The following is a 25,313-nucleotide window of genomic DNA, read 5'->3' as shown; positions in this document are numbered from 1 at the left end:
GCGCACCCGTCGCCGGACTCGCGTACACCGAGCCGTTCTCGAACGTCTGGAACGACCCGCCGGCGGCCAGCCCGCGGGACTCCGCGGTCGGCCAGCCGAGCGGAGCAGCGTCCCGCACGGCGGTCACCGCGGCCTCGAAGACCCGGGACACCGGGAAGGCACCGGGCTGGCCGACGTAGACCGTGCCGCCCTGGAACACCTGCGTCGTGCCCCCGGCCGGGACCGAGCCGGCCGGCGAGGCCCCGGCGGTGGCCGTCGCGGCGCCCGCCGGGTAGCCCAGCGGACCGTGCTCCCAGCCCGACCGCGCCCAGACCTCACGGACGGCGGCCGGCACCGTCACCGCCCCCGCCGAGGTGCGGTAGAGCGACCCGCCCTGGAAGTGCTGGAACGTGGCCTGGCCGTCACCGGTCCGCCCGGCGTCCGCCGTCGGCAGGCCCAGCGCACCGCCGGCCCCACCCGCTGCCCGGTAGTCGGTGAGCATCGCACCGGCGACCGCGTGCGCGCCCGTGGCAGCCGACGCGAGCACCTGGCCGCCCTGGAACTGGACCGACTGGCCACCGGCCACCGCGACCGCGTCGGCCACCGGGTAGCCCAGCGGACCGCTCTCCCAGCCCGCCGCGCCCCAGGCCTCGCGGACGACCGTCGGCAGCACACGCGCACCCAGGGTGGCGTGCGCGTAGACCGACCCGCCCTCGAAGTGCGCGAACTGCGCCGCGCCGTCCGGCGTCCGGCCCACGTCGGACAGCGGCAGCCCGAGCGGGCCGTTCTCCCACCCGTCGGTCGCCCAGCGGTCGCGCACGGCGCCCTCGACGACGTGCGCACCGGTCGTGGCCGACCAGTACACCGAGCCGCGCTGGAACTCCACGAACTGCGCGGCACCGCCGCGGACCGTGGTCTGGTCACCGACGGGCCAGCCGAGCCGGCCACCCTCCCAGCCGGTCGTCCCCCACTTCTCCTTCACCGCACCGGCCGTGACCACGCGGGCGCCCGAGGCGGCCGACCAGTAGACCGAGCCGCGCTCGAAGTCCTGGAAGGAGCCGCCGCCGGCCAGGCCGGTGACGACGTCGCGCACCGGGTAACCCAGCGCACTGCGCTCCCAGCCGAGGACACCCCACCGGTCGCGGACGGCGCCCTTCAGCACCACCTGCGCCCCGGTGCCGGGCGAGGAGTAGAGCGAGCCGCGCTCGAAGTCCTGGAAGGAACCGCCGTTCGCCAGCCCACCGACGGCGTCGCCGACCGGGTAGCCCAGCGCACTCTGCTCCCAGCCCAGCGCTGCCCAGCGGTCCCGCACCGCGCCGTCCGGCACGACCCGGGCTCCGGTGGCCGGCGACCAGTAGACGGCGCCGCGCTGGAAGTCCTGGAAGGAGCCGCCGCCGGCCAGCCCGGTCACGGTGTCGCCGACCGGCCAGCCCAGCGGGCTGCTCTCCCAGCCCAGCGCTGCCCACCGGTCCTTCACCGGGCCCCGGACGACGCGCGCGCCGGTGGCCTCGGAGGCGTAGATCGACCCGTTGGCGTAGTGCGCGAAGGCGCCGCCCGGGATGGACGTGACCGGACTCGTGCGCACGCCCAGCACCGCGCGGACCCCGGCGTCGGAGTCGTAGCGCTGCTGCACCAACCGCGCGGGCGTCACGACCTGGGCGGCCACCTTGTCACGGATCTCTCCGAGTCGGGCGTAGCCGTACTGCCCGGGGCAGAGGGTGCTGCCCACGTCCCGGTGACCGAAGACGGTGGGCAGCGTGACGGTGACGCCCTTGGCGTACTTGGCCGTGCCGCCCCCGCCGGAGACCAGTTGTGTGGTCCCACGCGGGTCCACCCCGGAGAGGGTGAACTTCCAGGCGATGAAGGCCGAGACGGCCTCCACCGTGGCCTGGGGGACGGGTACGTCCTGGTAGTTCCCGAGCATCGACACCCCGAAGGTCCCGGTGTTGAAGCCGCCCGCGTGGGCCCCGATCACGGTGCTCCCGAGGCCGCCGTAGCGGCCTTCCCACGTCCGGCCGAACTTGTCGACGATGACGTTGTAGCCGATGTCACCCCATCCGAGTGTCTTGGTGTGGTATGCGTAGATCGACCGCAACATCTTCGGGACGTCGGCAGACGCATAGTCGTTGCTGTCCGCGGTGTGGTGCACCGTCGCGGCCTTGATCGTCGGCGCGTACTCCGGGTCCCAGGCGCGGATGGACTCGTCGGCGCCCCACTGCGCGCGTGAGAAGACGGGCGGCATGACCGCATCCGCGGCCTGTGCGGTCGCCCCTGCCACCGGTTCGCCGAGGGAGGCGTCGGCGTCGCTGGTGCCCGGATCGACCAGGTCCAACTGGACGTCGGCTGGATGAGCGCCCGAGCGGGTCAGCAGCTCGACCTCGATGCCATCGCTGGCGCCCGCCCACAGCGGGGACGTGCCGGTCCGGACCGTGCCGCCGTCCAGCGCCGCCTCCTCCTCGGTGACCTCCGTCCAGGTGCCCCAGTCCTCGTCGTCCACCTGGCGCGTCCGCACCCGCACGACGGTGTCGGTGACGGCGGCGTCCGTGGCCCAGGTGACCCCCACGAGGGAGAACGGCGCCGTCTGCGGTCGGCTCACGGTCAGCACCGGGGAGTCGGCCGGCGCCCCGGGGCCGGCAGTGGCCGCCGCGGTGGCGACCACGGCACCCGGTGCTGGCGCCTCGACCGAGCCCATCGGGACCGCCTCGGTCGAGGTGGCCACCGGCACCGGCTCCGGCTGGGGCCGCGTCACGACGGGCAGCACGACCAGCACGCCGCTGACCCCGAGCACCGCGACGGCGCCGGCGACCACGCGCCTCCCGCGCCGGGTCAGCCTGGCGCGGGAGGGGCGGTGCCGTCCGGCGCCGGACGGGGAGCCAGCGGCCGACTCGACCGGGGACGCCCCGGCAGGTCGCTGGGCACTCGTGGCAATTCGACGTGTACGTGGCACTGGGTCATGGCATCACAACGCTGAGCAACGAAACGGTCGACACGGGCGTCCTGGGGACAGGTGGTGCGGGACGTGACTCCTGTGGTGGGACACGGCCGAGGAGCCCGGGACGGCCCTGCCGGCGGACCTATGGTCGCGGTCGATCACGCCGCTGGACGTCTGACCACCCCTGGTCAGCAGACCGACGTCGGCACCCGACGTGAGGGACCAGGACATGCGCAGAGACGAACTCGACACGCCGGCCCGCCCGGGCCTGCCGCCGCGACTCGACCCCCGGGCCGGGTCGCCGGCCCGACGCGACGCCGACGGCGGTGGCCGCCGCCTGGTGTGGACCGGCCGGGTCACCGCCGGCCTGCTGTCACTGGCGCTGCTGGTGACCAGCGGCTGGGGCTGGTACCTCGGTCAGGTGGCCGGGGCCAGCGTCGCCCGCACCGACGCGATCCCCACGTCGGGCAACGACCAGACCGTCACCACGGGTGCGGCGATGAACCTGCTGCTCGTCGGCAACGACAGCCGGGCCGCACTGACCGACGAGCAGCTCGCCGAGTTCAAGGCCGGCGCCGATGCCGGGACCAACACCGACACGATGATCCTGGTGCACGTCCCCGCGGACGGCTCGAAGGCCTCCTTCGTCTCCTTCCCGCGCGACTCCTTCGTGCAGATCCCGGGCCACGGCCAGGCCAAGCTCAACGCCGCCTACGCCTACGGCCGCCAGGACGCCCCGGAGTCGGCGACCGAGGAGGAGAAGTCGGCGAAGGGCGCCCAGCTGCTGGTGCAGACCCTCAGCCAGCTCACCGGGCTGCGCATCGACCACTACGCCGAGGTCGACCTGCTCGGGTTCTTCGAGCTGAGCAACGTCGTCGGCGGCGTCGAGGTGAACCTGTGCCAGGCCGTCGACGACCGCAAGTGGTCCGGCGCCGTCTTCCCCGCCGGACCGCAGACCATCACCGGCGCCGACGCGCTGAAGTTCGTCCGCCAGCGGCACAACATCGGCAAGACCAGCAGCGACTTCGACCGGATCCGCCGCCAGCAGGTGTTCCTCGCCGGCGTGCTGCGCAAGATGCTCTCCGAGGACGTCCTGCGCGACCTGGGCACCCAGCACGAGCTGGTCGAGGCGGTCTCCGAGGCGCTCACGGTCGACGCCGACCTGGACCTGATGGAGCTGGCGCAGCAGATGCAGTCGGTGACCGCCGGCAGCATCGAGTTCCAGACCGTGCCCAACGAGGGCGTGGACAGCGACGAGGACGCCGGGTCGATCATCCGGCTGGCCGACGCGGCCACCCTGCGCGCCTTCTTCACCGACCTGTCCGCCGAGCCCGCGCCGGCCACACCCGAGGCCGCCCCAGCCACGCCCGAGGCGCCGGCACCCACCGCCGCCCCCGCCGACGTCGCCGTCGAGGTCCTCAACGGCTCGGGCACCTCCGGCCTGGCCGGCAAGGCCGCCGCCGGTCTCACCGCCGCCGGCTTCCAGGTGACCGGCACCGGCAACGCCGACTCCATGGGCCACGACGTCACCGAGGTCCGCTTCGCCGCCGGGGACGACGCGCTCGCCGCCGCCCTCGCCGCCCAGGTCCCCGGGGCCGTCACCCAGCAGGCCGACGACGCCACCAGCGGCACGGTCCAGCTCGTGCTGGGCGCGGACTACAACGGCGTGGGCAAGGCCGTCAGCCCGGCAGCGCCGGTGGCCGCCGCCGAGACCCCGGCCGAGCCGCCGCGCACCGCCGCGGACACCAGCTGCATCAACTGAGCAGCACCCGGCCCGGCCCACCGCCCGGCGTCCCCTCGGGGACGCCGGGCGGTGGGCTCACCCGCCGAAGACCGCCAGCGCGACGGTGACCAGCCAGACCACGGCGAGCGAGAGCAGCACCCGGTCGTGCAGCACGACGGCCTCGGGCTCGCCCGCCTCGCCCTTGTCCAGGTCGACCGCGTGGCGCAGCAGGCCCAGCACGAACGGCGCGATCGAGATCGCCGCCCACGGGACGCCGTCGCCGCTCGCGCCGACCTCGAAGGCCCACAGGCTGTAGACGGTCACCGTCACCCCGGCCGACATGCTCCAGACGAACCGCAGGTAGCTCTCGGAGTACTCCTTGAGGCTCCTGCGGGTCGCGGCGCCCTCCCCGACGGCCACCAGCTCCGAGTAGCGCTTGCCGGCCACCATGAACAGCGAGCCGAACGCCGCGACCAGCAGGAACCACTGCGACAGGGCGATGCCGGCCGCCACGCCACCGGCCACGGTGCGCAGCAGGAACCCCGAGGCCACGATCGCCAGGTCGATGACCGGCTGGTGCTTGAGCGCGAAGCAGTACGCCAGCTGCAGGACCGCGTAGATCCCGAGCACCCACGCCAGCTCCGGGCGGGCCAGCAGCGCGGCCAGCGCGAGCGGGACGACGAACAGCACCACGGCCAGCCCCAGGGCCAGCCCCCGCGGGACCAGACCGGCCGCGATGGGCCGGTGCCGCTTGACCGGGTGCCGCCGGTCCTCCTCGACGTCGACCGCGTCGTTGACCAGGTACACGGCGGAGGAGATCGCGCAGAACAGCAGGAAGGCCAGCAGGCTGGCGCGCAGGACGTCGAGCTCGACGATCAGGCCCGAGGCCAGCGGCGCGGCCAGCACCAGCACGTTCTTCACCCACTGGCGGGGGCGCAGCGCCCGGACCAGACCCCAGGCCGGCGAGCCGCGGAACCCCGCGGGGCGGTCGGCCACGGCGGGCACGGGCGGCGCGGCGTCCGGCGTCCGGGGAGCCGCGCCTTCCGGGACCAGGGGCGTGGTGCGGACCGGCCGAGCGCTCACGCCGCGGCCCCGGGGCCGGCGACCCGCCGGACGCCGGCACCCACCGCGCTGCCCAGCAGCGCCCCGGCGACGACGTCGCTGGGCCAGTGGACGCCCAGCAGCACCCGGGAGACCGCCATCGCGCCCAGCGCACCGACCATCACCGGCCGGCCGACCATCGGGCCGTAGCCGACCACGGCGGCGGCGGTGGAGGTGGCGTGGGCGCTGGGGAAGGACAGCCCGCTGTGCACCCCGCCCAGGTGCGGGACGTGCTCCAGCGCGGGGCGGGCCCGGCGCACCACGCGCTTGGCCACCACGGCGGAGGCGTGCGCGAGGGCGACACCGGCCGCCCCCGCGGCCCACTCCTGCCGGCGTCGGCCGCTGGCCCAGCCGACGGCGCCCAGCACCAGCCAGCCGCGCGCGTGCTCACCGAACCAGGAGACCGCGTGCGCCGCGGGCACGAACGGCGTGCCGCCCAGCAGCTCGCGGCAGGCCCCGAGGACGGCGACCTCGACGCGCACGGGACGGGAGGAGATCAGGGACGCGGTCATCGCGACCAGAGTAGCCAGCGCACCGGGTCCGGGCGGGGCGGTCACCGCTCCCGGTGCCGGCGCCCGGACGGCGGCGGTGGTGGTGGCGCACCACCGCCGCCGCGGGGGTCAGACGGGGGCGCCGGTCGCCTCGAAGGCGGCGAGCTCCTCCGGGGTCCCGAAGCAGTAGAAGTCACCGCGCACCAGGCCGACCCGGCGGCCGGAGTCGATGAGCTCGTTGAACACCAGCGACACGTAGTACTCCGGCATGGCCGCGTCGATCTGGCGGGCCATCAGCCGGTCGGCGGCGTCGAGGAACACCCGCGCGGAGGTGAACGAGTAGACGCCCATCAGTGCGTCGGAGGAGATGGCCTGCTTCTCGGCGGTGCGCACCACCAGCCCGTCGGCGTCCACCTCGGCGAAGCTGTAGCGCGGCTCGGTCGACCGGAAGGACAGCAGCAGGCCGTCGACGTCCTGCCGCTGCGCCGCCTGCTGCATCGCCGGGAAGTAGGCGGGGCTGACGAAGGCGATGTCGCAGTCCATGATGACCAGCGGCTGGTCGGGGTCGAGCTGGTCGCGGGCCACCAGACAGGTCTCGACCGCACCGCGGGTGTCGTGGTCGAGCAGCACGATCTGCGCCGACGGCTCGGCGGCCACCACCCTGTTCGCCAGGTCGAACTCGCGGTCGTTGTCCTCGCGGACGACGACCGTGACGGCCTTGTCCCCCGCCCACGGGTCGAGGGAGGCCAGCGCCCGCTGGAACATCGGCACGCCGCCGACCTCGATCAGCGGCTTGGGGGTGGTGACGCCGACCTTGCGGAAGCGCGTCCCGAGCCCGCCCATCGGCATGAGCACCTGCAGGGTGGCCATCAGAGCACCTCGTCCCACTCGTAGTCCCGGCCGGTGGCCGGTGCGGTCGTCTGCCGGCCCAGCCGCCACAGCGCCAGGTTGCGCAGCGCCGTCCGGAAGACGTTCCAGTTCCGGGCGTTGGAGACCTGGTCCTCCTCGCGCCAGGTGATCGGCACGAAGGCGAAGCGCACCTTCCGGGTCACCAGGTCGAGGATCAGCTCGTAGTTGAACGTGAGCTGGTTCGCGAACTGCAGGTAGGTGCCGGGGTCCAGGTCGCGCAGGGCGAACAGGTTGAGCCCGGAGCCCAGGTCCTCCAGCCGGCGCAGGGCCACGGCGCTGTAGACGGTGTTGAGCACCCGGTTGCCCCAGACCCGCTTGGCGTCGTAGCCGTGCAGCCGGGACGCCCGGCTGAAGCGCGAGCCCAGCACGGTCTGCGTCTCCGGGTGCGCCTGCGCGTGGTCGAGCAGCAGCGCGACCTCGTCGCTCTTGGCCTGGTTGTCCCCGTGCAGGATCACCACGTGGGTGTGCCCGGCGGCCCGGGCGTGCTCGAAGGCCACCTTGTGGGTGCCGCCGAGGCTGTTGTTCTGCCGGTTCCGGAACACCCGCAGTTGCGGCAGCCGGCCGCCGCGCCGGTACTCGGCTGCCCGGTCCAGGGTGTCGTCGGTGCTCTGGTTGTCGATGACCCAGATCTCGGAGACCCGGGCGGCCACCTCGTCGGTGATCTCGTCGAGCACCCGGCCGATCTGGGCGGCGCAGTTGTACGCCGGGATCGCGATCACCACGTTCACTTGCTGAGCACCTGGTCCGTCCTGGTCTCGATGCCGAAGAGGTCCTCGCCCCGGTCGTCCCGGCGCGGCAGGTCGTACTGGTCCAGGAAGCGGTTGAGCGCCTGGAGGCAGACCCCGTAGTACTTGAGCACGGTCCCGGAGTTGATGACCACCCGGTGGGTGAGCATCCGCCCGTAGAAGAGCCCGACGTGGAAGAGCACCGACCGCTGCTCGGCCACGCTGAGGTGGCGCGGGATGACCTCGGTGCTGACGAAGTCGGCCAGCTCGGCGTACCGGGCCGACCGGTCGTCGCGGTAGGTGATCTCCGGCATGCCGTCGCGGGCGCCGAGCATGACCGGCGACTCGTCCTCGTTGAGGAACTCGTAGCCGTAGAGCAGCGACTGCATGTGCCGGGCGAAGTCGATGATCGGGCCGCGGACCTGGTTGTCGTCGGAGGGGTCGATGACCAGGACGTCGCGGGTGGGCAGGTCGACCAGGATGTTGTCCACCGTGAGGTCGCCGTGGATGTGCGCGGAGGTCCGGTAGGTGGCCAGGTCCCGCCAGGCGGTCTCGTTGGCGGTGATCCGGTCCAGGATCGTGGCGAAGTTGTCCAGCTCCTGGCCGTTGACCAGGATCCGGTCGCTCTTCATCGCCTCGGCCAGCGCCGGGTGGCTCTCCGCGGCGGCCTGCACGCGGCGGACGAACCGCTCGCTGACGTAGTCGTCACGGACGTCCGGGTGCTCCTCGAGCTCACCCAGGACGTAGACGCGGCTGTACATGTAGTCCCAGACCTGGGCCAGCTTGGCCGCCGACTCCGCCAGCGGCTGCTCGTGCACGTACTCGAACAGCGGCACGCTGCTGGGCCGGTACTCCAGGTCGATGGCGTAGTGGTCGTCGGCGTGCTCCTCGCGCAGCACGGTCACCAGCAGCGGGTGGTCGGCGCGCTCGGCGAGCCAGTCGTACTGGTTCTTCAGCCGGTGCGCGTGCTCGGTCGGCACCATCTTCTTCACGAACAGCTCACCGCCCGAGGTGGCCAGCAGCGTCACGGCGTTGGACCCGCCCTTGAAGAACTGGACCAGGCTGACGTTGCCGTTGACCTCCAGGCGGTGCATGACCTGGCTGAGGTGCTGGCCCCGGAAGTAGGAGTCCAGGAAGTGCGTCATCCGGCCCGAGACGTCCTGCTCGCGGGCGAGCTTGTTGACGTAGCGGTCCTGCGCCGCCAGCGGTGCACCGGCCAGCGGGTCGCTGGTGCGCCGGGCCCAGTTGACGAACAGCGCCACGACGCCGATGACAAGCACCGGGACGTTGGCGACCGCCCACGAGGCGCTGGCGAAGACGAGCAGCTCACGCCCGCCCAGGCCGCCGCTGCGCTCGACGAACTCGACCACGCCGTCGACGAAGCCGCCCGGCGCGCCGTTGCCGATGGTCGGGCCGACCACCGCCGAGGGGGCGGTGGTGGCGATGAAGGCCTGCCGGCCGGTGAGGGCCGGCAGCACGGTGACGGCCACGGCCGCGGCCGCGGCGAAGTAGCAGACCCAGGCGGCCAGGGCCAGGAGGCCGTAGCGGACCAGCTGCCGGCGCTGCCGGAAGAACCGCTGGAAGCCGAAGATGACCGACCACAGCTTGAACCGCAGCCGGTTCTCCAGGTCGTTGTTCAGCCAGCTGGAGGCGCGCCAGGCCACCCGCAGCATGAACGGGTTCTCCCGCACGAAGGCGACGAACGCCACGATCAGCGCGACGGCCACCACCAGGGCGACGACGGCGGTGATCGGCACGACCCCGCCCTCGGGCACCCCGACGACGGCGACGAACACCAGCAGGGTCACCGAGACGAACACGACGTCGATGAGCCGCTCGAGCAGCACGGCCAGCAGCGTGTACAGGAAGCTGATCCGCACCGTCTTGGCGATCAGCCAGGAGCGGACCACCTCGCCGATGCGCAGCGGCCAGACGACGTTGAACAGGTAGCCGATGGTGAGGTGCCGGAACTGACCGGCCAGGCTGCCCCGCCGGACGTTGTCCAGCGGCACCTTGGTGCGGGCGGCGCGGAGCACGTGCCCGAGCAGCTGCACGACCGCGGCGGCGCCGATGACGGCCCAGTCACCGCCGTCCAGGGAGGCCGAGAGGCGGTCCCACAGGTCCGCGAGCGCGGTGCGGTTGATCAGCAGGAAGCCGGCCAGCGAGAGCAGCGCGACGACGATGAGCGCGACACGGCCGCGTGAGTAGGGGTGCGACATCAGAACAGCGGCACCTCGAGGACGGCGAGGCCCGCCGCGACCGCCGCCGCACGGCCCGTCGCGGAGTCCTCGAACGCCAGGGAACGTCCGGCGTCGGCGCCGAGCAGGTCCAGGGCGCGCAGGTACCCCTCGGGGTCGGGCTTGCTGCGGGCGACCTCGTCGCCCCAGACCACCACGTCGAACAGCGGCGTCAGGCCGTGCACCTCGAGGATCTGCCGGCCGTTGCCGGACTTGGCGGTGCTGACCAGCGCGGTGCGGTGGGTGGGGGCCATCAGGCGGAGGAAGGCCACCAGCGCCTCGTTGACGGTGGTGCGGTGCAGCTCGGCGGCGTAGAGCCGGCTCTTGGCCGCGCGGATCCCGTCGACCTCCGCCTGGTCCACGCCCGGCAGCAGGTCGGGGATGAAGTCCCGGGAGTCCCGGCCCCAGGTGGTGGCGAACTGCTCGGGGGTCAACTCGTGGCCGAACTCGGCGAAGGCGTCCCGGTAGGCCAGGTGGTTGGCCTCACGGGTGTCCACCAGCGTGCCGTCGAGGTCGAAGAGGAGCGCCTGCACGCTGCGCGACCGGCTGTCGGTGTCCACCGCCCCTCCCCCCGCCTCGGTCGTCGTCACGGTCGATGTCATCGTCTGGCTCCCTGCTGGGCGCGCTGCGGCGCCCTGGTCTCTGCCCGGCCGGTCGTGGGCATCAGGCCGCTGCGTCCCTGAGGTCGGAGGGGACCGAGGCGTCGGGGCCGCCGGCCGGGCGCGCCCCCCGCCCGAACAGCCACTTGCTGGCCGCGAAGTTCGCTGCGAAGGACGGCGGGAGGGACACCAACTTACAGAGGAAGGGCGCCCACCCCGTCGCCTCCTGGAACAGGTCGATCAGCACCGAGAAGGCCAGCACCGACACGACGTACCAGCCCACGAAGAGCACGAACCGCGAGGCCGACCGTCCGCCGGCGAAGGCGTACTTCGTGACGAAGAAGTAGACCACCAGCACCGCCGCCGCCGCGCTGATCAGGTTGGCCGCCCAGGGCTCCAGCCCCAGGTGCACGCCGAGGGCGAACAGCCCCAGGTCGACGGCCAGCCCCAGGCCGGAGCCGAGGGAGAAGTGCAGCAGCTGGCGCAGGTGGGTGGGCATCCGGGCGGTCACGCGGCCACCTCCGCCGGGGCACGGTGCCGGCGGCCAGCCGCACCGCGCGGCCCGCGCCGGTCGGTGAGGACCCAGACGGCCAGGGCGGCGACCAGCAGGACCCCGGCGACGACGAAGGAGGGGACCAGGATGCGCTCACCGATCGGCACGTAGGAGATCTCCAGGCGGGCGCCGTCCAGGCCGGCCGGCAGGTCCAGCCGCAGGACGGCGCCGTCGACCGTGCCCACCGGGATCGACTGCCCGTCGACGGTGGCCTCCATGCCCGGCCACCAGGTGGTGCGCAGGGCCAGCTGACCGGCGGAGCCGCCGGTGCTCACCGTGTAGGAGTCCATCGGGCCGTCGCCGCGGCCGAGCCCGACACCGCCGGGGACCTCGGCCACGTCCGCGCCCCGGGCGGCGGTGACCCGGCCGGGGAGGCCGTCCTCGCGCTGGTACTCCCGGAAGACGCCGGCCTGGCGCACCAGGGTCCAGCCGGGCTGCTCGAAGTGCGCGCGCAGCGGCTCGGGCGCGGCGTCGGAGATGAGCACGCGGTCGCTGGAGAGCAGGTCGATCCAGGGCACGCCCACGCCCGGCGCCTCGGCCAGCAGCAGCTGCGGGTCGCCACACGTGGCGCCCTGGTAGTTGCGGCACCAGTGGGCGTTCTGCGCCAGCTGCCAGACGGCGAAGGACCCGGTGCCGGTGGCGAAGTCGCCGAGCAGGTTGCCGTTGCCGCGGATCACGCCGGCGCCCCAGCCGAAGTCGCCGCCGAAGCCCGGGGTGATCACGGTGGCCGCGGAGTCGGTCGCCACCAGCTGCCGGCGGTAGTCCTGCACCGTGGAGCCGGTGGGGTCGTAGCTGCCGAAGACGCGGAACGGCGTGTCCCCGAGGTCGGGTCGCGCGTCGAGCACGTCGGCCCGGTCGGAGAGGGAGACCATCATCTGCTCGCCCACGAACACGGTGCCCCAGGCCGACAGCACGAGCACCACGGCGGCCGCGCCGGCGACCCGGCGGCCGCGGTCGCCGCGCGGGCCGGCCGCGCGGCCGAGCGCCAGGACCAGCGCCGCGACGGCCACGACGGTGAGCACCGCGGCCAGGGCGTGCCAGCGGAAGAACACCGGCGCCCGGAAGGCGGCCAGCAGCGCCTGGACGCCGATCAGCCCGGCGGCCAGCGCCAGCCGCGGGCGGGTGAGCAGCGGCGCGGCGGTGAGCGCGAGGAGCACCAGGACCGGCAGGACGACCTGCACCACCACCAGGTAGCGCACCGGGTACCGGAAGACCGCGACCGTGGTCGGCAACTGGGTGAAGACCACGGCCAGCACCAGGACCGCGGCCGCGGTGAGCACGCCCGGGGAGCGCAGCGCGCGCCGCCAGTCGACCAGCGCCAGGGCCGCGACGGCCACCAGGAACGTGTACATGGCCGGGGCCAGCGACAGGCTGCCCGACCAGGCGTTCGTCTGGCCCATCAGCGTGGGCGAGCCCAGCACCACGTCGGCCAGGTTGGGCACCGCGAAACCGACGTTGCCGACCAGCGGGTCGGCCTCCTGGCGCTCGATGTAGGGCGACATCTGCACCGTCGACAGCAGGGTGGGCAGTGCCATCGCCAGGCCGGCGGACATCGCCAGCAGCCGGGCGACCACGGGGCCGGCGAGGAGGCCGCGCAGCGACCGGGCATCGCGGACCAGCTCGACGGCGTGCGCCAGGACCAGCGCCAGGGCGAAGAAGAGGATGTAGGGGTTGCCCGAGGCCAGCAGCGCCCAGGTGGAGACGGCGAGGACGACGACGCCCACCGTGCGGCGGGACACCAGCCCCCACCAGAACCACGGCAGCCAGGCCACGCTCCACAGCAGCGGCCACCAGGCGCTGCCGTACCAGAGGAGGAAGCCGCTGGAGGCGGTGCCGAGGGCGCCGGCCAGCGCGATCGCGGGGTGGACGCCGTGGTGCCGCAGCAGCGTCAGCAGGCCCAGGCCCAGCAGCAGGACCGACAGCGTGGCGAAGACCCAGGACATCAGCACGACGTCGTCGGTGCGCGCGGCCAGCGCCTGCAGGCCCCAGTGCAGCGGGTCCAGCGCGCCGTACTGCATGTCGGCCACGAGGTTGCCGGCCTGGCCCTGCTCGGGGTCCATCAGCGGCGGGCGGCCGCCCTCCATGTGCCGGCCCAGCCACCAGGTCATCGGCCCGAACTGCGCCTGCGCGTCGTCGTACCAGAAGAACCGGGGCGCCAGGCGGCTGAGGACGAACAGCTGGAGGACCTGCAGGACGACGTACCCGGCGTACACGCCGACCCCGGTGAGGACCCGGTCGCGCCACGGCGCCGCCGGCCCGGCGGCGGCCACGGACGGGGACCCCGCCGCGGTGGCGCCGCCGCGCGCAGCGGTCTGCGTGATCATCCCTCGGCCTCCCCGTTGGCGTCGTCCTGCCCGACTGGTGCGGAGCAGGTCGGCACCCGGCAGGGCGACGACGACGCAGCACCCATGGCGTTCGCGAGGCGACTGTAACCGCGCCCGGGAGGGCGCAGCCCGCAGCGGTCGGTTCCGGTGCCACCCTGTTCTCGTGACACACACCCGTCCCACCGACCCCAGCCAGCTGTGGGCCGCGGCTGCGCGGCGCGATCCCGCGGCGCCGATGCTTACCCAGTACGACGACGTCTCCGGAGAGCGCACCGAGCTCTCGGGCACCACCCTGGCCAACTGGGTGGCGAAGACGGCCAACCTGCTGCAGGAGGAGTTCGACGTCGGCCCCGGCAGCACGGTCGGCGTCGCGCTGCCGGTGCACTGGCAGACCGCCGCCGTCCTGCTGGGCGCGTGGAGCTGCGGCGCCGCGGTGCTCGAGACGGCCGCGGAGGACGACGACCGGCTCACCGCGGCCGACGTCGTCCTGGCCGCCGCCGACCGGCTGCCGCCGCTGGAGGAGCTCGGCCTCGACGAGCTGCTCGGGCTGTCGCTGCACCCGATGGGCATGGGGATGACCGGCTACACCGGCCCCGCCCGCGACTTCGCGCTGGAGGTGCGCGGGCAGGGCGACGTCTTCTCCCCCCGGCAGCCGGTCGACCCCACGGGCGTCGGGCTGGTCCTCGGCGGGGGGTCGCTGACCCTGGCCGGGCTGGTCGACACGGCCACCGAGCTCGCCGCCCGGCTGGGCATCGTCGCCGGTGACCGGGTGATGGTCGACGAGCGGGCGGCCACCGAGGCCGGACCGGTGGCCTGGCTGCTCGCCCCGCTGGCCGCCGGCGCCTCGCTGGTGCTGTGCCGGTCGGCGGCGCCGTCCGCGCTGCCGCACCGCGCCGCCACCGAGCGGGTGACCGCGACCCTGGGACTCTCGCTCGAGGGCGTCCGCGAGCTGGGCCGCCCGGCCTGAGGCCGTGACGGACGGCGCGCTGCGCGGACCGGGCCGGGCCGGTCCCGGCAGGATGGGTGACCGGGCGGCGGCGGACCACCCCGGCGGGGAGGTCGCGATGAGGACGGCGGCGGCCCGCGGTGCGGGTGCGGTGGCGGGATGACCTTCTCGGTGATCGGGCGGGACGCCGCCACCGGAGACCTGGGCATCGCCGTCTCCTCCTGCATCCTCGCCGTCGGGCGCGTCGTGCCCAGCGTCCGGCCGGGGGTCGGCGTCGTCGCCGTCCAGGCGCGCAGCCGGCGGGGGCTGGGCGGGTCGCTGCTGGCCGGGCTCACCGAGGGCACCTCGCCCTCGGACCTGGTGCGCCGGGCCGCGCACGCCGCCGAGGACGTCGACCGGCAGATCGCCGTGCTGGACCCCACCGGCCAGGTGGCCGCCGACACCGGCCGCGGCTCGCTGCCGGTGAGCGGGCACCTGGTCGGCGAGGGCTTCAGCGTGCAGGGCAACATGCTCGCCTCCGCCGACGTGCTGCCGGCCATGTCGCAGGCGTTCACCGCCACCGGCGGGCCGCTCGCCGACCGGCTGCTGGCCGCGCTCACCGCCGGCCAGGACGCCGGGGGCGACCTGCGGGGACGGCAGTCCGCCGCGCTCCAGGTGGTCAGCGGCTCCCCCGCCACCGACGACGACGACGGGGTCCGGCTGGACCTGCGGGTCGACGACTCCGGGGACCCGGTCGCCCAGCTGCGGATGCTGCGGAACCTGCAGCGGGCCTACGACGAGCGGGACTACGAGACGCTGGCGGTCTTCGCCCCCGAGGGCGCCCGCGACCTCTACGCCGCGCTCGCCGCCTCGCGCCGCGGCGACCGGGCCGCGGCGCGCAGCGCCCTGGAGGCGATGCGCGCCCGACCGGGGTGGTCGGCGTGGCTGGCGTCGATGGCCGGAGACGCCCGGCTGGCGGGGGTCTCCCGGCTGCTCGGCTGAGCCGGTCTCACTCCTCCGGGGCGACGTAGGGCCAGGCGGCCTCGGCCGGCCCCTGCCAGCCCCAGCGCGTGACCGAGGACTCGCGCACGTCGTAGCCCTGCGCCGGGTAGGCGGGCACGACCCGGAACACCTGCACCGTGTCGATCTCGGGGAAGTCGGGGAACGTCCCGCCGAGGAAGGTCACCGACGAGTCCGAGCGGGTGGGGGCGAACAGGCCGCCGCGCGGCAGCTGCCAGGTGGCGTCCTCGACGCCGTTGATGCCCTCGTCGCCCCAGAGGACGGCGTACTCGACCGGCTCGGTGATGCCGTCGGAGAGGTCCGGCTGCCGCTGGCACGGGAAGAGGAAGGCCAGCTGCCAGGCGAGGGCCACCGCCGCGTCGTCGGGCAGCTGCTCGCTCAGCGGCACCGCCGGCACGACGGACGGGCCGGTGAACGCCAGCCAGCCGGAGATGCCGGTGGTGGAGTCGGCGCCGACCAGCCGCACCGCGTCGGCGCCGGCCGAGGGCCCGGCCGGCGCCGGGAGCACCCGGGTCCGCCAGGCCTGCGACAGGACGTCGTCGGCCAGGGCCGCGGAGCCCAGCGGCTGGACCGCCGTCCCGCCGGTGCGGCCGTACTCGACGGTGAGCTGGTTGCCGCCCTCGGTCAGGTCGCCGCTGACCAGCACGGCGACCTGCTCGCCCTCGGCCAGGTCGGCCGGCAGCCGGGACCAGGGCGTGGTGAGCCGACCGACCGCGCTGCCGTCGGCCTCGCCGCGCAGGCTGCCCCAGACCTCGGTCGCCGGCCCGGTGCCCGGTGCGGTGGGCGGCGGGCTGGCCGGGAGGAAGCCACCGCCGGCGACGAACGCGTCCCCGGGGACCGCGGTCTCCGGTGCGGCGCCGGGCACCCGGGTCAGCGGCTGCGCGGCGTCGACGTCGGCCGCGACGACGGCCTTGGTCGGACCGCAGGTGCTGCCCGTCGGGTCGGCCACCGCGTCGGCCCACGGCGACCAGGTGTCGGCGGTGGCCACGGCCGCGACGGCGAAGCCGCCGACCAGGTAGCCGGTCGTCAGGGCGAGGGCTGCGGTGACGGCCACCGGGACCGCGGTCGCCCAGGGGCGGCGCCCGGGCAGTTGGAGGCGGCGGTGGAACAGCCGCACGGCCAGCGTCAGCGCACCGACGAGCAGCACCCACAGCAGCGCGTTGTCCAAGGTGATGCCCCCGAGGGCCGGCCGCAGGCGCGGGCGCGGGAGGCCCTGCAGCCAGGAGTAGGCCCAGTCGTTGGGCCCGTGGAAGGACAGCGCGATCACCAGCACCGCGGACCCGGCGGCCACCGCCCCGACCAGCGGCCCGTTGCGCAGGCCCCCGGGCATCGTGCGCACCAGGACCGGCACGGAGACCAGGAACAGCGCGAGGAACGCCGGTCCGATGCCGTCCAGGGCGCCGAAGTGGTGCGTCCACTTGCTCGGGGTGATCCACAGCAGCAGGAAGGCCAGCGCCAGGCTCTGCCCGGCCAGCAGCAGCTGGGGGCTGAGCACGCCCCGGCGCCGGGACGCCGCGGCGACCACCGCGAACCACAGCAGCGCGGCGATGCCGAGCACGACCGCGACCCGCTTGGCGTAGGCGCCCATGGCGATCGGTGCGAAGAGGAAGTTGTAGCGCTGGTACTCGTCGAACCAGTCGTTCTGCGCCTGGATGGACAGGAAGATCTCCTGGCCGCGGAAGAAGTCGTTGAGCGAGCCGTCGCCGAAGGCGGCGATCCCGGCGACCGAGCCGGGGGCGATCACGGCCAGCCCCCGCAGCCAGGCGCGCCGCGCCGGGACGCCGTCCCGCAGCACGCCGACGATCCGCGGCAGCCCGGCCAGCAGCGGGGCCAGGGCCACGAACCCGGTCGGGTGGCAGACCGCGCTCAGCGCTGCGGCGACCACGGCCAGCCCGAGCAGCGGCAGGCTGCGCCGGCGCAGCCCCGAGGCGACCGCCAGCAGCGTCACCACGGCGAGGAACCCGACGATCGCCTCGGGCCGCACGCCCATGCCGTAGGGCAGCCACCAGGCCAGGTAGGCGAACGCCAGGACGAGCACCATCGCCCCCCGGCCGCGGCGGGAGGACTGCAGCACCGTCGGCAGCGCGCCCGGCTGGGTGGTGAAGCGGCGCAGCACGAACCAGGTGAGCAGCCCGGTGACCAGCGCCGGCACGCGCAGCACGGCCGGGCTGTCGCCGACCTGCTGCCACACGCCGAGCATGCGGTAAGACCAGGTGAACGGGGTGAAGTTCTGGTTGAGCAGCTGGTAGAAGTTCCCGACCGCGCCCTGGTCCGCGCCGTTGCGCGCCATGGCGGCGTAGTAGCCGTCGTCGTCGGACATCGGCGCCAGGAACAGCCAGGCGACCATCACCAGCGGGACGACGACGTCCAGCACCCCGAACCGGCGCCGTCCGGGCGCCGACGTCTGCCGGTCGCCGCGCTGCTCGAGGAACAGGAACACCACGGACCCGGCGGAGCCGAGGAGCACCAGCGCGATCAGCGCCCACTTCAGCGCCGAGGGCGTGGTGGCGAACTGGTCGTCGACGGCGATCTCGGCCGACAGCACCTCCCCGTCCGCCGGGGACAGCGTGATCAGCGAGGTGGCCAGGACGTCGATCCGCGGCAGCTGGCCGGCCGGGCCGCGGGCGAGCCGGTCGCCGTCCCGGCTCAGGACCAGGCCGGCGGCGTCGCCGGTGACCGCGTAGCCGCAGTCACCGGTCACCGCGACGTCGCGGACCAGGGTGCGGCCGAGGGCCTCGACGGTGAGCCCGCCGGGCAGGGACCGCACGAGCAGCCCCTGGGCCGCCGCGGTGGGCTGCCCGGGCCGGACGGTGGACAGCACGACGCCGTCGGCGGTGCCGGCCGCGGCCCGCACCGCGGCACAGCTGAACCGGACGTCGAGCGACAGCGGTGTCTGGGCGGTGAGCTGCAGCATCGTCGAGGCCGGGGCCGTCGCCGACTGGGGCCAGGAGACGACCGGTGCGGCCATCGAGACGGGGGCCACCGGCAGCAGCAGGGTGCTCAGCACCGCGACCAGCCCGGCCACCAGGGCGAGGGGGGACAGCCAGCGCCGGCGGTCGCGGCCGGCCACCCGGGTGGCCCCGCGGTCGGGTCCGGTCGACCCCTCGACGGGACCCTCCACCACAACGCCTCGCGACACACCCACTCCTCGCCTCGCCCGCACCTGCTCGGGCAGTCAACCCTGCCCAGCCCCCGATCGGCGCCGGGGACCCGCCGCCCGGTCGCTGCCCGGCCACCGGGCCGGGTCGTGCCACTACCGTTCCCGAGGTGCGCGGGGAGACGACGGCCGGGACCGGCAGCGCGCCCCCCACCGCCCCACGACGCGTCGGCGCCGGCTCGGTGGGCTGGGTGGCGGTCTGCATCATCCTCTCCGGCGTCGCCACCTACGCCTACCTCGCCCTGGTGGCCCGGGCGCTCCCCGTCGCCGACTACGGCTGGTTCGGCTCCTACTGGTCGCTGGCCCTGGTCATCGGCTTCGGCGCCTTCCTCCCCGTCGAGCTGGAGCTCGCCCGGCTGGTGCAGCTGCGCCCACCGGGCGCGCGGGTGCCAGCCGGTGCCCCGGTGGCCCTCGCCGGGCTGGCGCTGGTCAGCGCGGCCGTCCTGCTCCTCGCCGCGCCCGCGCTGGTGCCCGCCCTCGGCGGCCAGACCGGCTTCCTGGTGGCCCTGCTGTGCGTCTGCGCCGTCTCGGCCGGGCAGTTCCTGCTGCGCGGGCTGCTGCTGGGCACCGGCCGGCTGGGCCTGCACGGCACCGTGCTGCTCCTGGACTCCGGGCTGCGGGTGCTGCTGGCCGCCGGGCTGACCTGGGTGGCGCCCGACGCCGGCGGGGCCGCCTACGCCTGGACGCTGGTCGCCGCGATGGCGCTGGCCCACCTGCCGCTGCTGGGATGGGTGCTGCTGCGCCGCCGGCGCGCGGCCCCGGTGCCCGTGCCGGTCCCCGGACCGGCGGGGCCCCGCCCGTTCCTCGGCGCGGTCGGGCCCCTGCTCATCGGCACGCTGTGCGCCCAGGTGCTGCTCAACGCCGCGCCCGTGCTGGTCACCGGGGCAGCCGGCGCCGGGGAGGCGGTGCTGGCCGCCCAGTTCGTGGCCTCCTACACGTTGGTGCGGCTGCCGCTGTTCGTCGCCGTGCCGCTGCAGAGCGCGCTGATCCCGGTGCTGACCCGGGTGCAGGCCGAGGGCGACGGCGCCCGGCTGCGTGCCGCCGTGGTGCGCGGGCTGGCCGTGCTCGCCGCCGCGGCGGTGCTGGCCCTGGGCGTGGGGCTGTGGCTCGGTCCGCCCGTGGTCGGGCTGGTGTTCGGGGACGGGTACGCCCTGCCGGGGAGCGAGATCGCGCTGCTGGCCGTGGGCAGCGTGGCGCACCTGGGCCTGCTGGTGGCCAGCCAGGCGCTGGTCGCCGGCGCCCGCCACCGCGCGGTCGCCGCGGTCTGGCTGTCCGGGCTGGCCGCCGCCGCGGTGGTGTTCGTGCTGGTGCCCGGCCTGGTGCTGCGCTCGGGGCTGGCGTTCACGGTCGGGTCCACGGTGGCGCTGCTGGTCGCCGCGGCCGTGCTGCTCACCGCCCGGTCACCGGCCGGCGGGGGCACCGCCTCCGTCGCCGCCGCGGCCGCTCGGGGAGGATCGCCGGCATGAGCGCCGACCACGACCTGCTGATCGCGCTGAACTACTACGCCCCCTACGTCAGCGGCCTGACCAACGTCGCCCGCGACGTGGCGGTGGGCCTCGTGGAGCGCGGCCACCGGGTCAAGGTGGTGACCACCCGGCACGACCCGGCCCTGCCGGAGCACGAGACCGTGGACGGCGTCGACGTCGAACGGACCCCGGTGGTCGCCCGGTTCGGCAAGGGCGTGATCAGCCCGGCGCTGGTCCCCCGCGTCATCGCGGCCAGCCGTCGCGCGCGGCTGACCAACCTGCACCTGCCGATGCTGGAGGCCGGGCTGATCGCCGGCCGCTGCGCCTCGCCGGTGGCGCTGACCTACCACTGCGACGTCAGCCTGCCCCCGGGCGCGCTCAACGCCGTCCAGCGCACCGCGGTGGACGCCTCCAGCCGGCGGGCGATGCGCGCGGCGCAGACCGTCGTGGTCACCAGCGACGACTACGCCGAGCACAGCCGGCTGTGGCCGGCTCTGCGCGGCCGCACGCTGGTCATCCCACCGCCCTGCCACGAGCGCCCGGCCGGGCAGCCGCGATTCCGCGACGGCGACGGGCTGCACGTGGGGTTCCTCGGCCGGATCGTGGAGGAGAAGGGGCTGCAGTACCTGGTGCGCGCCTTCCAGGCCCTCGGCGACCCCGCCGCCCGGCTGCTCATCGGCGGCGACTTCGCCACGGTGGTGGGCGGCTCGGTCGTCGACGAGGTCCGCGCCCTGGTCGACGGCGACCCGCGCATCCGGCTGCTGGGCTTCCTGCCCGACGCCGACATCGCCGACCTGTACGCCTCCCTCGACGTGTTCGCGCTGCCCTCGGTCAACGCGTTCGAGGCGTTCGGCATCGTCCAGGTCGAGGCGATGATGGCCGGCGTCCCCGCGCTGGCCAGCGACCTGCCGGGGGTGCGCACCCCGGTGCAGGAGACCGGCTTCGGCGCGATCGCCACCCCGCGCGACGTCCCGGGTCTCACCGCCGGGCTGCGCGAACTGGCGGCGGCCGGGCTGGACCGGGCGGCGGGCGCGGAGCGGGCCCGGGCCCGGTTCGCCGTGGGCACCGTCCTGGACGCCTACGAGCGGCTGGTCGAGGCGGCCCCGCCGCGCTGACACCCGGTCGGCGCCGGGGCCCGTTGGGTGTCGGGGCTCAGTCGCTGTCGAGGCGGTCCTGGAGGACGGCGTCGCGGGCCAGCACCGAGTCGGCCAGGTCGGCCTGGAAGCGGACGACGGCGGCACGCAGCCGGTCGTCGCCGGCGGCGAGCACCCGCACGGCCAGCAGGCCGGCGTTGCGGCCGCCGCCGATGGAGACCGTGGCCACCGGCACGCCGGCGGGCATCTGCACGATCGACAGCAGGCTGTCCAGACCGTCGAGCCGGTCCAGCGGCCGCGGGACGCCGATGACCGGCAGCGGGGTGACCGCCGCGATCATCCCGGGCAGGTGGGCCGCTCCCCCGGCCCCGGCGACGATCACCCGCAAGCCGCGGTCGGCGGCGGTCTCGCCGTACTCGAGCATCCGCCGGGGCGTGCGGTGCGCGGAGACGACGTGCGCCTCCCACGGGACGTCGAACTCCGTCAGCGCCGCCGCGGCCGGCTCTAGCATCGGCCAGTCGGAGTCGCTGCCCATGACGATGCCGACGACCGGGTCCCCACCGGGTGCGCTGCTCACGGTCGGTGCTCCTCGTCGTGCTCGAAGGCGAAGGCCGGGTCGACGACCCCGTCGGCCAGGTACCGGGCGGCGGCCACGGCTCGGGCGCGGACCTCGGGAACGTCCTCGCCCAGCGCGGTGACGTGGCCCAGCTTGCGGCCGCGCCGCTGGGTCTTGCCGTACCAGTGCAGCTTCACGTCGGGCCAGTGCGCCATGAGGTGGTGCACCCGCTCGTCGAGCCCCGGGCCGGCCCAGTCCTCGTCGGCGGTCGCCCCGCCCAGCACGTTGGCCATCACCACGACCGGCGCGGTCATCGCCGTGGAGCCCAGCGGGTAGTCCAGGACGGCGCGCAGGTGCTGCTCGAACTGGCTGGTGCGGGCACCCTCGATGGTCCAGTGCCCGGAGTTGTGCGGCCGCATGGCCAGCTCGTTGACCAGGATGCCGTCGGCGGTCTCGAACAGCTCCACGGCCAGCATGCCGACCACGCCGAGGGAGTCGGCGATCCGCACGGCGAGCTCCTGGGCGGCGGTGGCCAGCTCGTCGGACAGCCCGGGGGCCGGGGCGAGCACCTCGTTGCAGACGCCGTCGCGCTGGACGGTCTCGACCACCGGCCAGACCGCGACCTGCCCGAACGGCGACCGGGCCACCTGCGCGGCGAGCTCGCGCAGCATCGGCACCCGCTCCTCCACCAGCAGGGTGCCGTGCCGCTCGAGGAGCTCGGCGGCCTCGTCGGGGCCGTGCACGACGAACACGCCCTTGCCGTCGTAGCCACCGCGCGGGGTCTTGGCGACCACCGGCCAGCCGACCTCGGCGCCGAACGCGGCGACGTCGTGCACGGTGCGCGCCTCGGCCCAGGCCGGCTGCGGCTCGCCTGCGGCGGCCAGCGCCCGGCGCAGCACCAGCTTGTCCTGGGCGTGCACGAGAGCCGCCGGCCCCGGGGCGACGCGGTGGCCGGCGTCGACGAGCGCCTGCAGGTGCTCGGTCGGCACGTGCTCGTGGTCGAAGGTCAGCACCGTGGCGCCCTCGGCCAGCCGTTGCAGGTCGGCGAGCTCGCGGTGGTCGCCGAGCTGCACGTCGGCGGTCACCAGGGCGGCGGACTCGGCGGGGTCGGTGGCGAGCACGCGCAGCGACTGGCCGAGGGCGATCGCCGCCTGGTGCGTCATGCGGGACAGCTGCCCCCCGCCCACCATGGCGACGACGGGCAGGCCGGTGCGGGGGTCCAGGGCTCCGGGCATCGACGAGAGGTTAGCGGTCGGCCGACGGCGTCCGGTGGGCCCGCTGCCGGCCGACGTCACACCGGCGACCTCCGCGAGCCGACGGCGGGGCCCGCGCACACGCCGTACAGTCGGGACGTGGCTGGAGTGGATGCGTTGACCAACCGTCTGCGCAGCACCTCCCGTCTGCTGCTCAAGGAGCTCGGCGCCTTCGGCGTCGTCGGGGCCGTGTGCTTCGTCCTGCAGATCGCCTGCTTCCAGCTGCTCTACGCCCACCTGGGCGTCGGCGCGGTGCGATCGAACCTCATCGCCACCGTCATCTCGATGACGGCGGCCTACGTCGGCCACCGCTACTGGTCCTTCTCCCACCGGGCCCGTTCCAGCGTGCGCCGCGAGTACGTGCTGTTCGCCGCGATCAACGGCGTCACCCTGCTGCTGGGCCTGGCCGTCGTCGCGCTGGTGCGCTACCCGCTGGGGCAGGACAGCGCCCTGGTGCTGCAGATCGCCAACATCGCCTCGATCGTGCTGGGCACCGTGATCCGCTACCTCGGCTACCGCCGCTGGGTCTTCACCGCGCCCGCGGCACCGGCCGCCCCGGTCGCCCCGGTGGTCGAGCGGCGCGTCGCCCCGCGGTCCCCCGACCCCGACCTGGTCTGACCGCCCCGCCCCACCCGCCCCATACGGCGCAGGGGTCGCCCGCTCCCCACGGCGGGCACGTCGGCGGACGTGCCCTGGGTAGCCTCGTCGACGTGTTCCAGGTGGCCGAGAGGCGGCGGGCCCAGCTCCGCGAACTGGCGGCCAGCTACGGCCGCGGCCCCGACGTCCGCTCCGTCGCGGTGGTGGGCAACAAGCCGCTGGACCCCTCCTCCGAGCGGGCCCGGGCCGTCGACGACTGCGACCTCGTCGTCCGGGTCAACGGCTTCCGGCTCGACGACGACGGCGACGCGCCCACCTACGGCCGTCGCGCCGACGTCGTCTTCTTCAACCGGGCGCTGCGGGCCACCCCGTGGTTCTTCACCGGCTACCGCGACCGGCTGCACCTGCTGGTGGAGCCGGGGCGGCTGCACTGGGAGCCGGACTCGATCCCGGCCTGGTGGCCGCAGGACCTCGGCCAGGTGCACGTCGACAACGACGACCTGACCGTCCCGCTGTCGCAGGACATGGGGCTGGACTCGCTGACCGAGGGCCTGTGGGCCACCACCGGGACGATGGCCGCCTGGTGGGCGCGCACCACCTTCCCCGGCGCCGCCCTGCACGTGGCCGGCTACTCCTTCGTCACCGAGCCGGCCCAGACCCGGTGGCAGCACGCCTCCGGAGACGACTGCATCGTCGGCCCGGAGCACCGCATCGCCCTCGAGTCTGAGCTGTTCCACAGCTGGGTGTCCGACGGCCGGACGACGATCTGGCCGTGAGGCCGACCCCCGAACACCCCCAGGAGGGACTGAGATGACACTGCGGGCCGCCCTCAGGAACCGGATCGACCGCATGATCGCCTGGCGGGTCGACCGCCGGTTCGACGACGTGCACGCCCAGCTCGGCGACCTGCGTGGGCGGATCGAGCGGATCGAGGGCCGGCTGGACGAGCTCGGCGGGCACGGCCACCACCTCGGCGAGCGGCTGGAGGCCGTGGAGCGCCGCCTGGACCCGGTCGTCCACGAGTCGTCCTGGTCGGCCAACGAGCTGGCCCGGATCGCCCCGCAGGTCGCGGCCTTCGAGACCCGGCTGGAGCAGCAGGCCCGGCCGCAGGTCTACACCGGCGAGCTGGCCGACCTGCCCGAGGCCCGGCTCCTGGTCGACGTCGTCCGCGAGGAGCACGCCCGCGTCCGCGCCCGGCTGTCGCTGGTGTCGGCCTACGAGGAGCGGCTGCGCCGGCTCGAGCAGCAGGCCCTCGCACAGGCGCCCCGGTGACCACCGACCCCGGCGCCCTCGTCGCACAGCTGCTCGCCGACGCCGAGACCGCCCGCCCCTGGGTGATCGCCGAGCTGTCGGCCAACCACGACGGCAGCCTCGAGCGGGCGCTGGCCACGATCGACGCCATCGCGGCGACCGGCGCGCAGACGGTGAAGTTCCAGACCTACACCGCCGACTCCATGACGCTGGACTCCACCGAGCCGGCCTTCCGGGTCACCGACGGCCACGGGCTGTGGGGCGGCCGCGGCCTCTACGACCTCTACCGCGAGGCCGGCACGCCCTACGAGTGGCACGCGCAGCTGTTCTCCCACGCCCGCGAGCGCGGGCTCACCCCCTTCTCCAGCCCGTTCGACGCCGCCGCGGTCGAGTTGCTGGAGAGCGTCGACTGCGCCGTCTA

General features: G+C 74.9%; 21 protein-coding genes. 9 read left to right on the top strand and 12 right to left on the bottom strand.

The genetic code is table 11. The annotated features are described in order from the left end of the window. A partial coding sequence (locus tag GCU67_RS18120) for an N-acetylmuramoyl-L-alanine amidase (RefSeq protein WP_338105131.1) occupies window positions 1-2,788 on the bottom strand: 2,788 nt, incomplete at its 3' end. Window positions 2,789-3,140: 352 nt separating this feature from the next. Between GCU67_RS18120 and GCU67_RS18115 the strand changes: the two genes are divergently transcribed. Further along, window positions 3,141-4,673, top strand: a complete 1,533-nt coding sequence (locus GCU67_RS18115) for an LCP family protein (RefSeq protein ID WP_163612754.1) — start codon at window positions 3,141-3,143, stop codon at window positions 4,671-4,673. 57 nt (window positions 4,674-4,730) lie between these two features. Here the strand turns inward: GCU67_RS18115 and GCU67_RS18110 are convergent, their stop codons facing one another. The 8 genes from GCU67_RS18110 to GCU67_RS18075 form a co-directional block, all read right to left on the bottom strand. Then, entirely contained in the window at window positions 4,731-5,630 is a 900-nt protein-coding gene (locus GCU67_RS18110) for a decaprenyl-phosphate phosphoribosyltransferase (protein ID WP_338105129.1), read from the bottom strand. A gap of 83 nt (window positions 5,631-5,713) precedes the next feature. Then, window positions 5,714-6,247 (bottom strand): phosphatase PAP2 family protein, encoded by a 534-nt coding sequence (locus GCU67_RS18105; protein WP_163612753.1) that lies wholly within the window; start codon window positions 6,245-6,247, stop codon window positions 5,714-5,716. Between the two features lie 108 nt (window positions 6,248-6,355). Beyond that, window positions 6,356-7,096 (bottom strand): glycosyltransferase family 2 protein, encoded by a 741-nt coding sequence (locus GCU67_RS18100; protein ID WP_163612752.1) that lies wholly within the window; start codon window positions 7,094-7,096, stop codon window positions 6,356-6,358. Beyond that, window positions 7,096-7,863, bottom strand: a complete 768-nt coding sequence (locus tag GCU67_RS18095) for a glycosyltransferase (RefSeq protein WP_163612751.1) — start codon at window positions 7,861-7,863, stop codon at window positions 7,096-7,098. Before GCU67_RS18095 ends, GCU67_RS18100 begins: the two co-directional genes overlap by 1 nt. Further along, window positions 7,860-10,079, bottom strand: coding sequence for a lysylphosphatidylglycerol synthase transmembrane domain-containing protein (locus tag GCU67_RS18090; protein WP_163612750.1), 2,220 nt, complete (start codon window positions 10,077-10,079; stop codon window positions 7,860-7,862). The genes GCU67_RS18095 and GCU67_RS18090 overlap by 4 nt, the downstream gene beginning before the upstream one ends. Continuing rightward, the gene (locus GCU67_RS18085; protein WP_163612749.1) at window positions 10,079-10,657 is read right to left on the bottom strand and encodes an HAD-IA family hydrolase; all 579 of its coding nucleotides are present in this window, start codon (window positions 10,655-10,657) and stop codon (window positions 10,079-10,081) included. Before GCU67_RS18085 ends, GCU67_RS18090 begins: the two co-directional genes overlap by 1 nt. 103 nt (window positions 10,658-10,760) lie before the next feature. Further along, window positions 10,761-11,207 (bottom strand): GtrA family protein, encoded by a 447-nt coding sequence (locus GCU67_RS18080; RefSeq protein WP_163612748.1) that lies wholly within the window; start codon window positions 11,205-11,207, stop codon window positions 10,761-10,763. Continuing rightward, window positions 11,204-13,573 carry a hypothetical protein gene (locus tag GCU67_RS18075; RefSeq protein ID WP_163612747.1) on the bottom strand — a complete coding sequence of 790 codons (2,370 nt, stop codon included), beginning with the start codon at window positions 13,571-13,573 and terminating at the stop codon, window positions 11,204-11,206. The genes GCU67_RS18080 and GCU67_RS18075 overlap by 4 nt, the downstream gene beginning before the upstream one ends. 163 nt (window positions 13,574-13,736) lie before the next feature. Here GCU67_RS18075 and GCU67_RS18070 point away from each other — a divergent pair, with 163 nt between their 5' ends. Further along, window positions 13,737-14,540 (top strand): TIGR03089 family protein, encoded by an 804-nt coding sequence (locus GCU67_RS18070; RefSeq protein WP_338105128.1) that lies wholly within the window; start codon window positions 13,737-13,739, stop codon window positions 14,538-14,540. 138 nt (window positions 14,541-14,678) lie between these two features. Then, complete coding sequence (locus GCU67_RS18065; protein ID WP_163612746.1) at window positions 14,679-15,500, top strand: DUF1028 domain-containing protein; 822 nt, start codon at window positions 14,679-14,681, stop codon at window positions 15,498-15,500. 7 nt (window positions 15,501-15,507) lie between these two features. Here the strand turns inward: GCU67_RS18065 and GCU67_RS18060 are convergent, their stop codons facing one another. Further along, window positions 15,508-18,657: an arabinosyltransferase domain-containing protein gene (locus GCU67_RS18060; RefSeq protein WP_163612745.1), complete on the bottom strand. Its 3,150-nt coding sequence runs from the start codon at window positions 18,655-18,657 to the stop codon at window positions 15,508-15,510. A 128-nt stretch (window positions 18,658-18,785) separates the two neighbouring features. Here GCU67_RS18060 and GCU67_RS18055 point away from each other — a divergent pair, with 128 nt between their 5' ends. Together GCU67_RS18055 and GCU67_RS18050 are read left to right on the top strand one after the other, a co-directional pair. Continuing rightward, the gene (locus GCU67_RS18055; protein WP_163612744.1) at window positions 18,786-20,141 is read left to right on the top strand and encodes a polysaccharide biosynthesis protein; all 1,356 of its coding nucleotides are present in this window, start codon (window positions 18,786-18,788) and stop codon (window positions 20,139-20,141) included. Continuing rightward, complete coding sequence (locus GCU67_RS18050; RefSeq protein WP_163612743.1) at window positions 20,138-21,256, top strand: glycosyltransferase family 4 protein; 1,119 nt, start codon at window positions 20,138-20,140, stop codon at window positions 21,254-21,256. The genes GCU67_RS18055 and GCU67_RS18050 overlap by 4 nt, the downstream gene beginning before the upstream one ends. A 37-nt stretch (window positions 21,257-21,293) precedes the next feature. Here the strand turns inward: GCU67_RS18050 and purE are convergent, their stop codons facing one another. Further along, window positions 21,294-21,812, bottom strand: a complete 519-nt coding sequence (gene purE / locus GCU67_RS18045) for a 5-(carboxyamino)imidazole ribonucleotide mutase (RefSeq protein WP_460695161.1) — start codon at window positions 21,810-21,812, stop codon at window positions 21,294-21,296. Next, a complete protein-coding gene (locus tag GCU67_RS18040; RefSeq protein ID WP_246215332.1) occupies window positions 21,809-23,026 on the bottom strand; it encodes a 5-(carboxyamino)imidazole ribonucleotide synthase in 1,218 nt (405 codons plus the stop codon). Before GCU67_RS18040 ends, purE begins: the two co-directional genes overlap by 4 nt. 117 nt (window positions 23,027-23,143) lie before the next feature. Between GCU67_RS18040 and GCU67_RS18035 the strand changes: the two genes are divergently transcribed. From GCU67_RS18035 to GCU67_RS18020, 4 genes are all read left to right on the top strand, one after another. Then, window positions 23,144-23,662 (top strand): GtrA family protein, encoded by a 519-nt coding sequence (locus tag GCU67_RS18035; protein WP_338105127.1) that lies wholly within the window; start codon window positions 23,144-23,146, stop codon window positions 23,660-23,662. Between the two features lie 92 nt (window positions 23,663-23,754). Beyond that, window positions 23,755-24,417: a hypothetical protein gene (locus GCU67_RS18030; protein ID WP_211661657.1), complete on the top strand. Its 663-nt coding sequence runs from the start codon at window positions 23,755-23,757 to the stop codon at window positions 24,415-24,417. Window positions 24,418-24,451: 34 nt separating this feature from the next. After that, complete coding sequence (locus GCU67_RS18025; protein WP_163612742.1) at window positions 24,452-24,913, top strand: hypothetical protein; 462 nt, start codon at window positions 24,452-24,454, stop codon at window positions 24,911-24,913. Further along, window positions 24,910-25,313, top strand: a 404-nt coding sequence (locus GCU67_RS18020; protein ID WP_211661656.1) for an N-acetylneuraminate synthase family protein, incomplete at its 3' end; no start/stop codon positions are given. The genes GCU67_RS18025 and GCU67_RS18020, both read left to right, overlap by 4 nt.

The sequence above is a fragment of the Modestobacter muralis genome, assembly GCF_010682105.1.
GTDB lineage: Bacteria > Actinomycetota > Actinomycetes > Mycobacteriales > Geodermatophilaceae > Modestobacter > Modestobacter muralis.
Note: the sequence above shows the minus strand (reverse complement) of the source record. Positions and strands in the feature narration are given on the sequence as shown.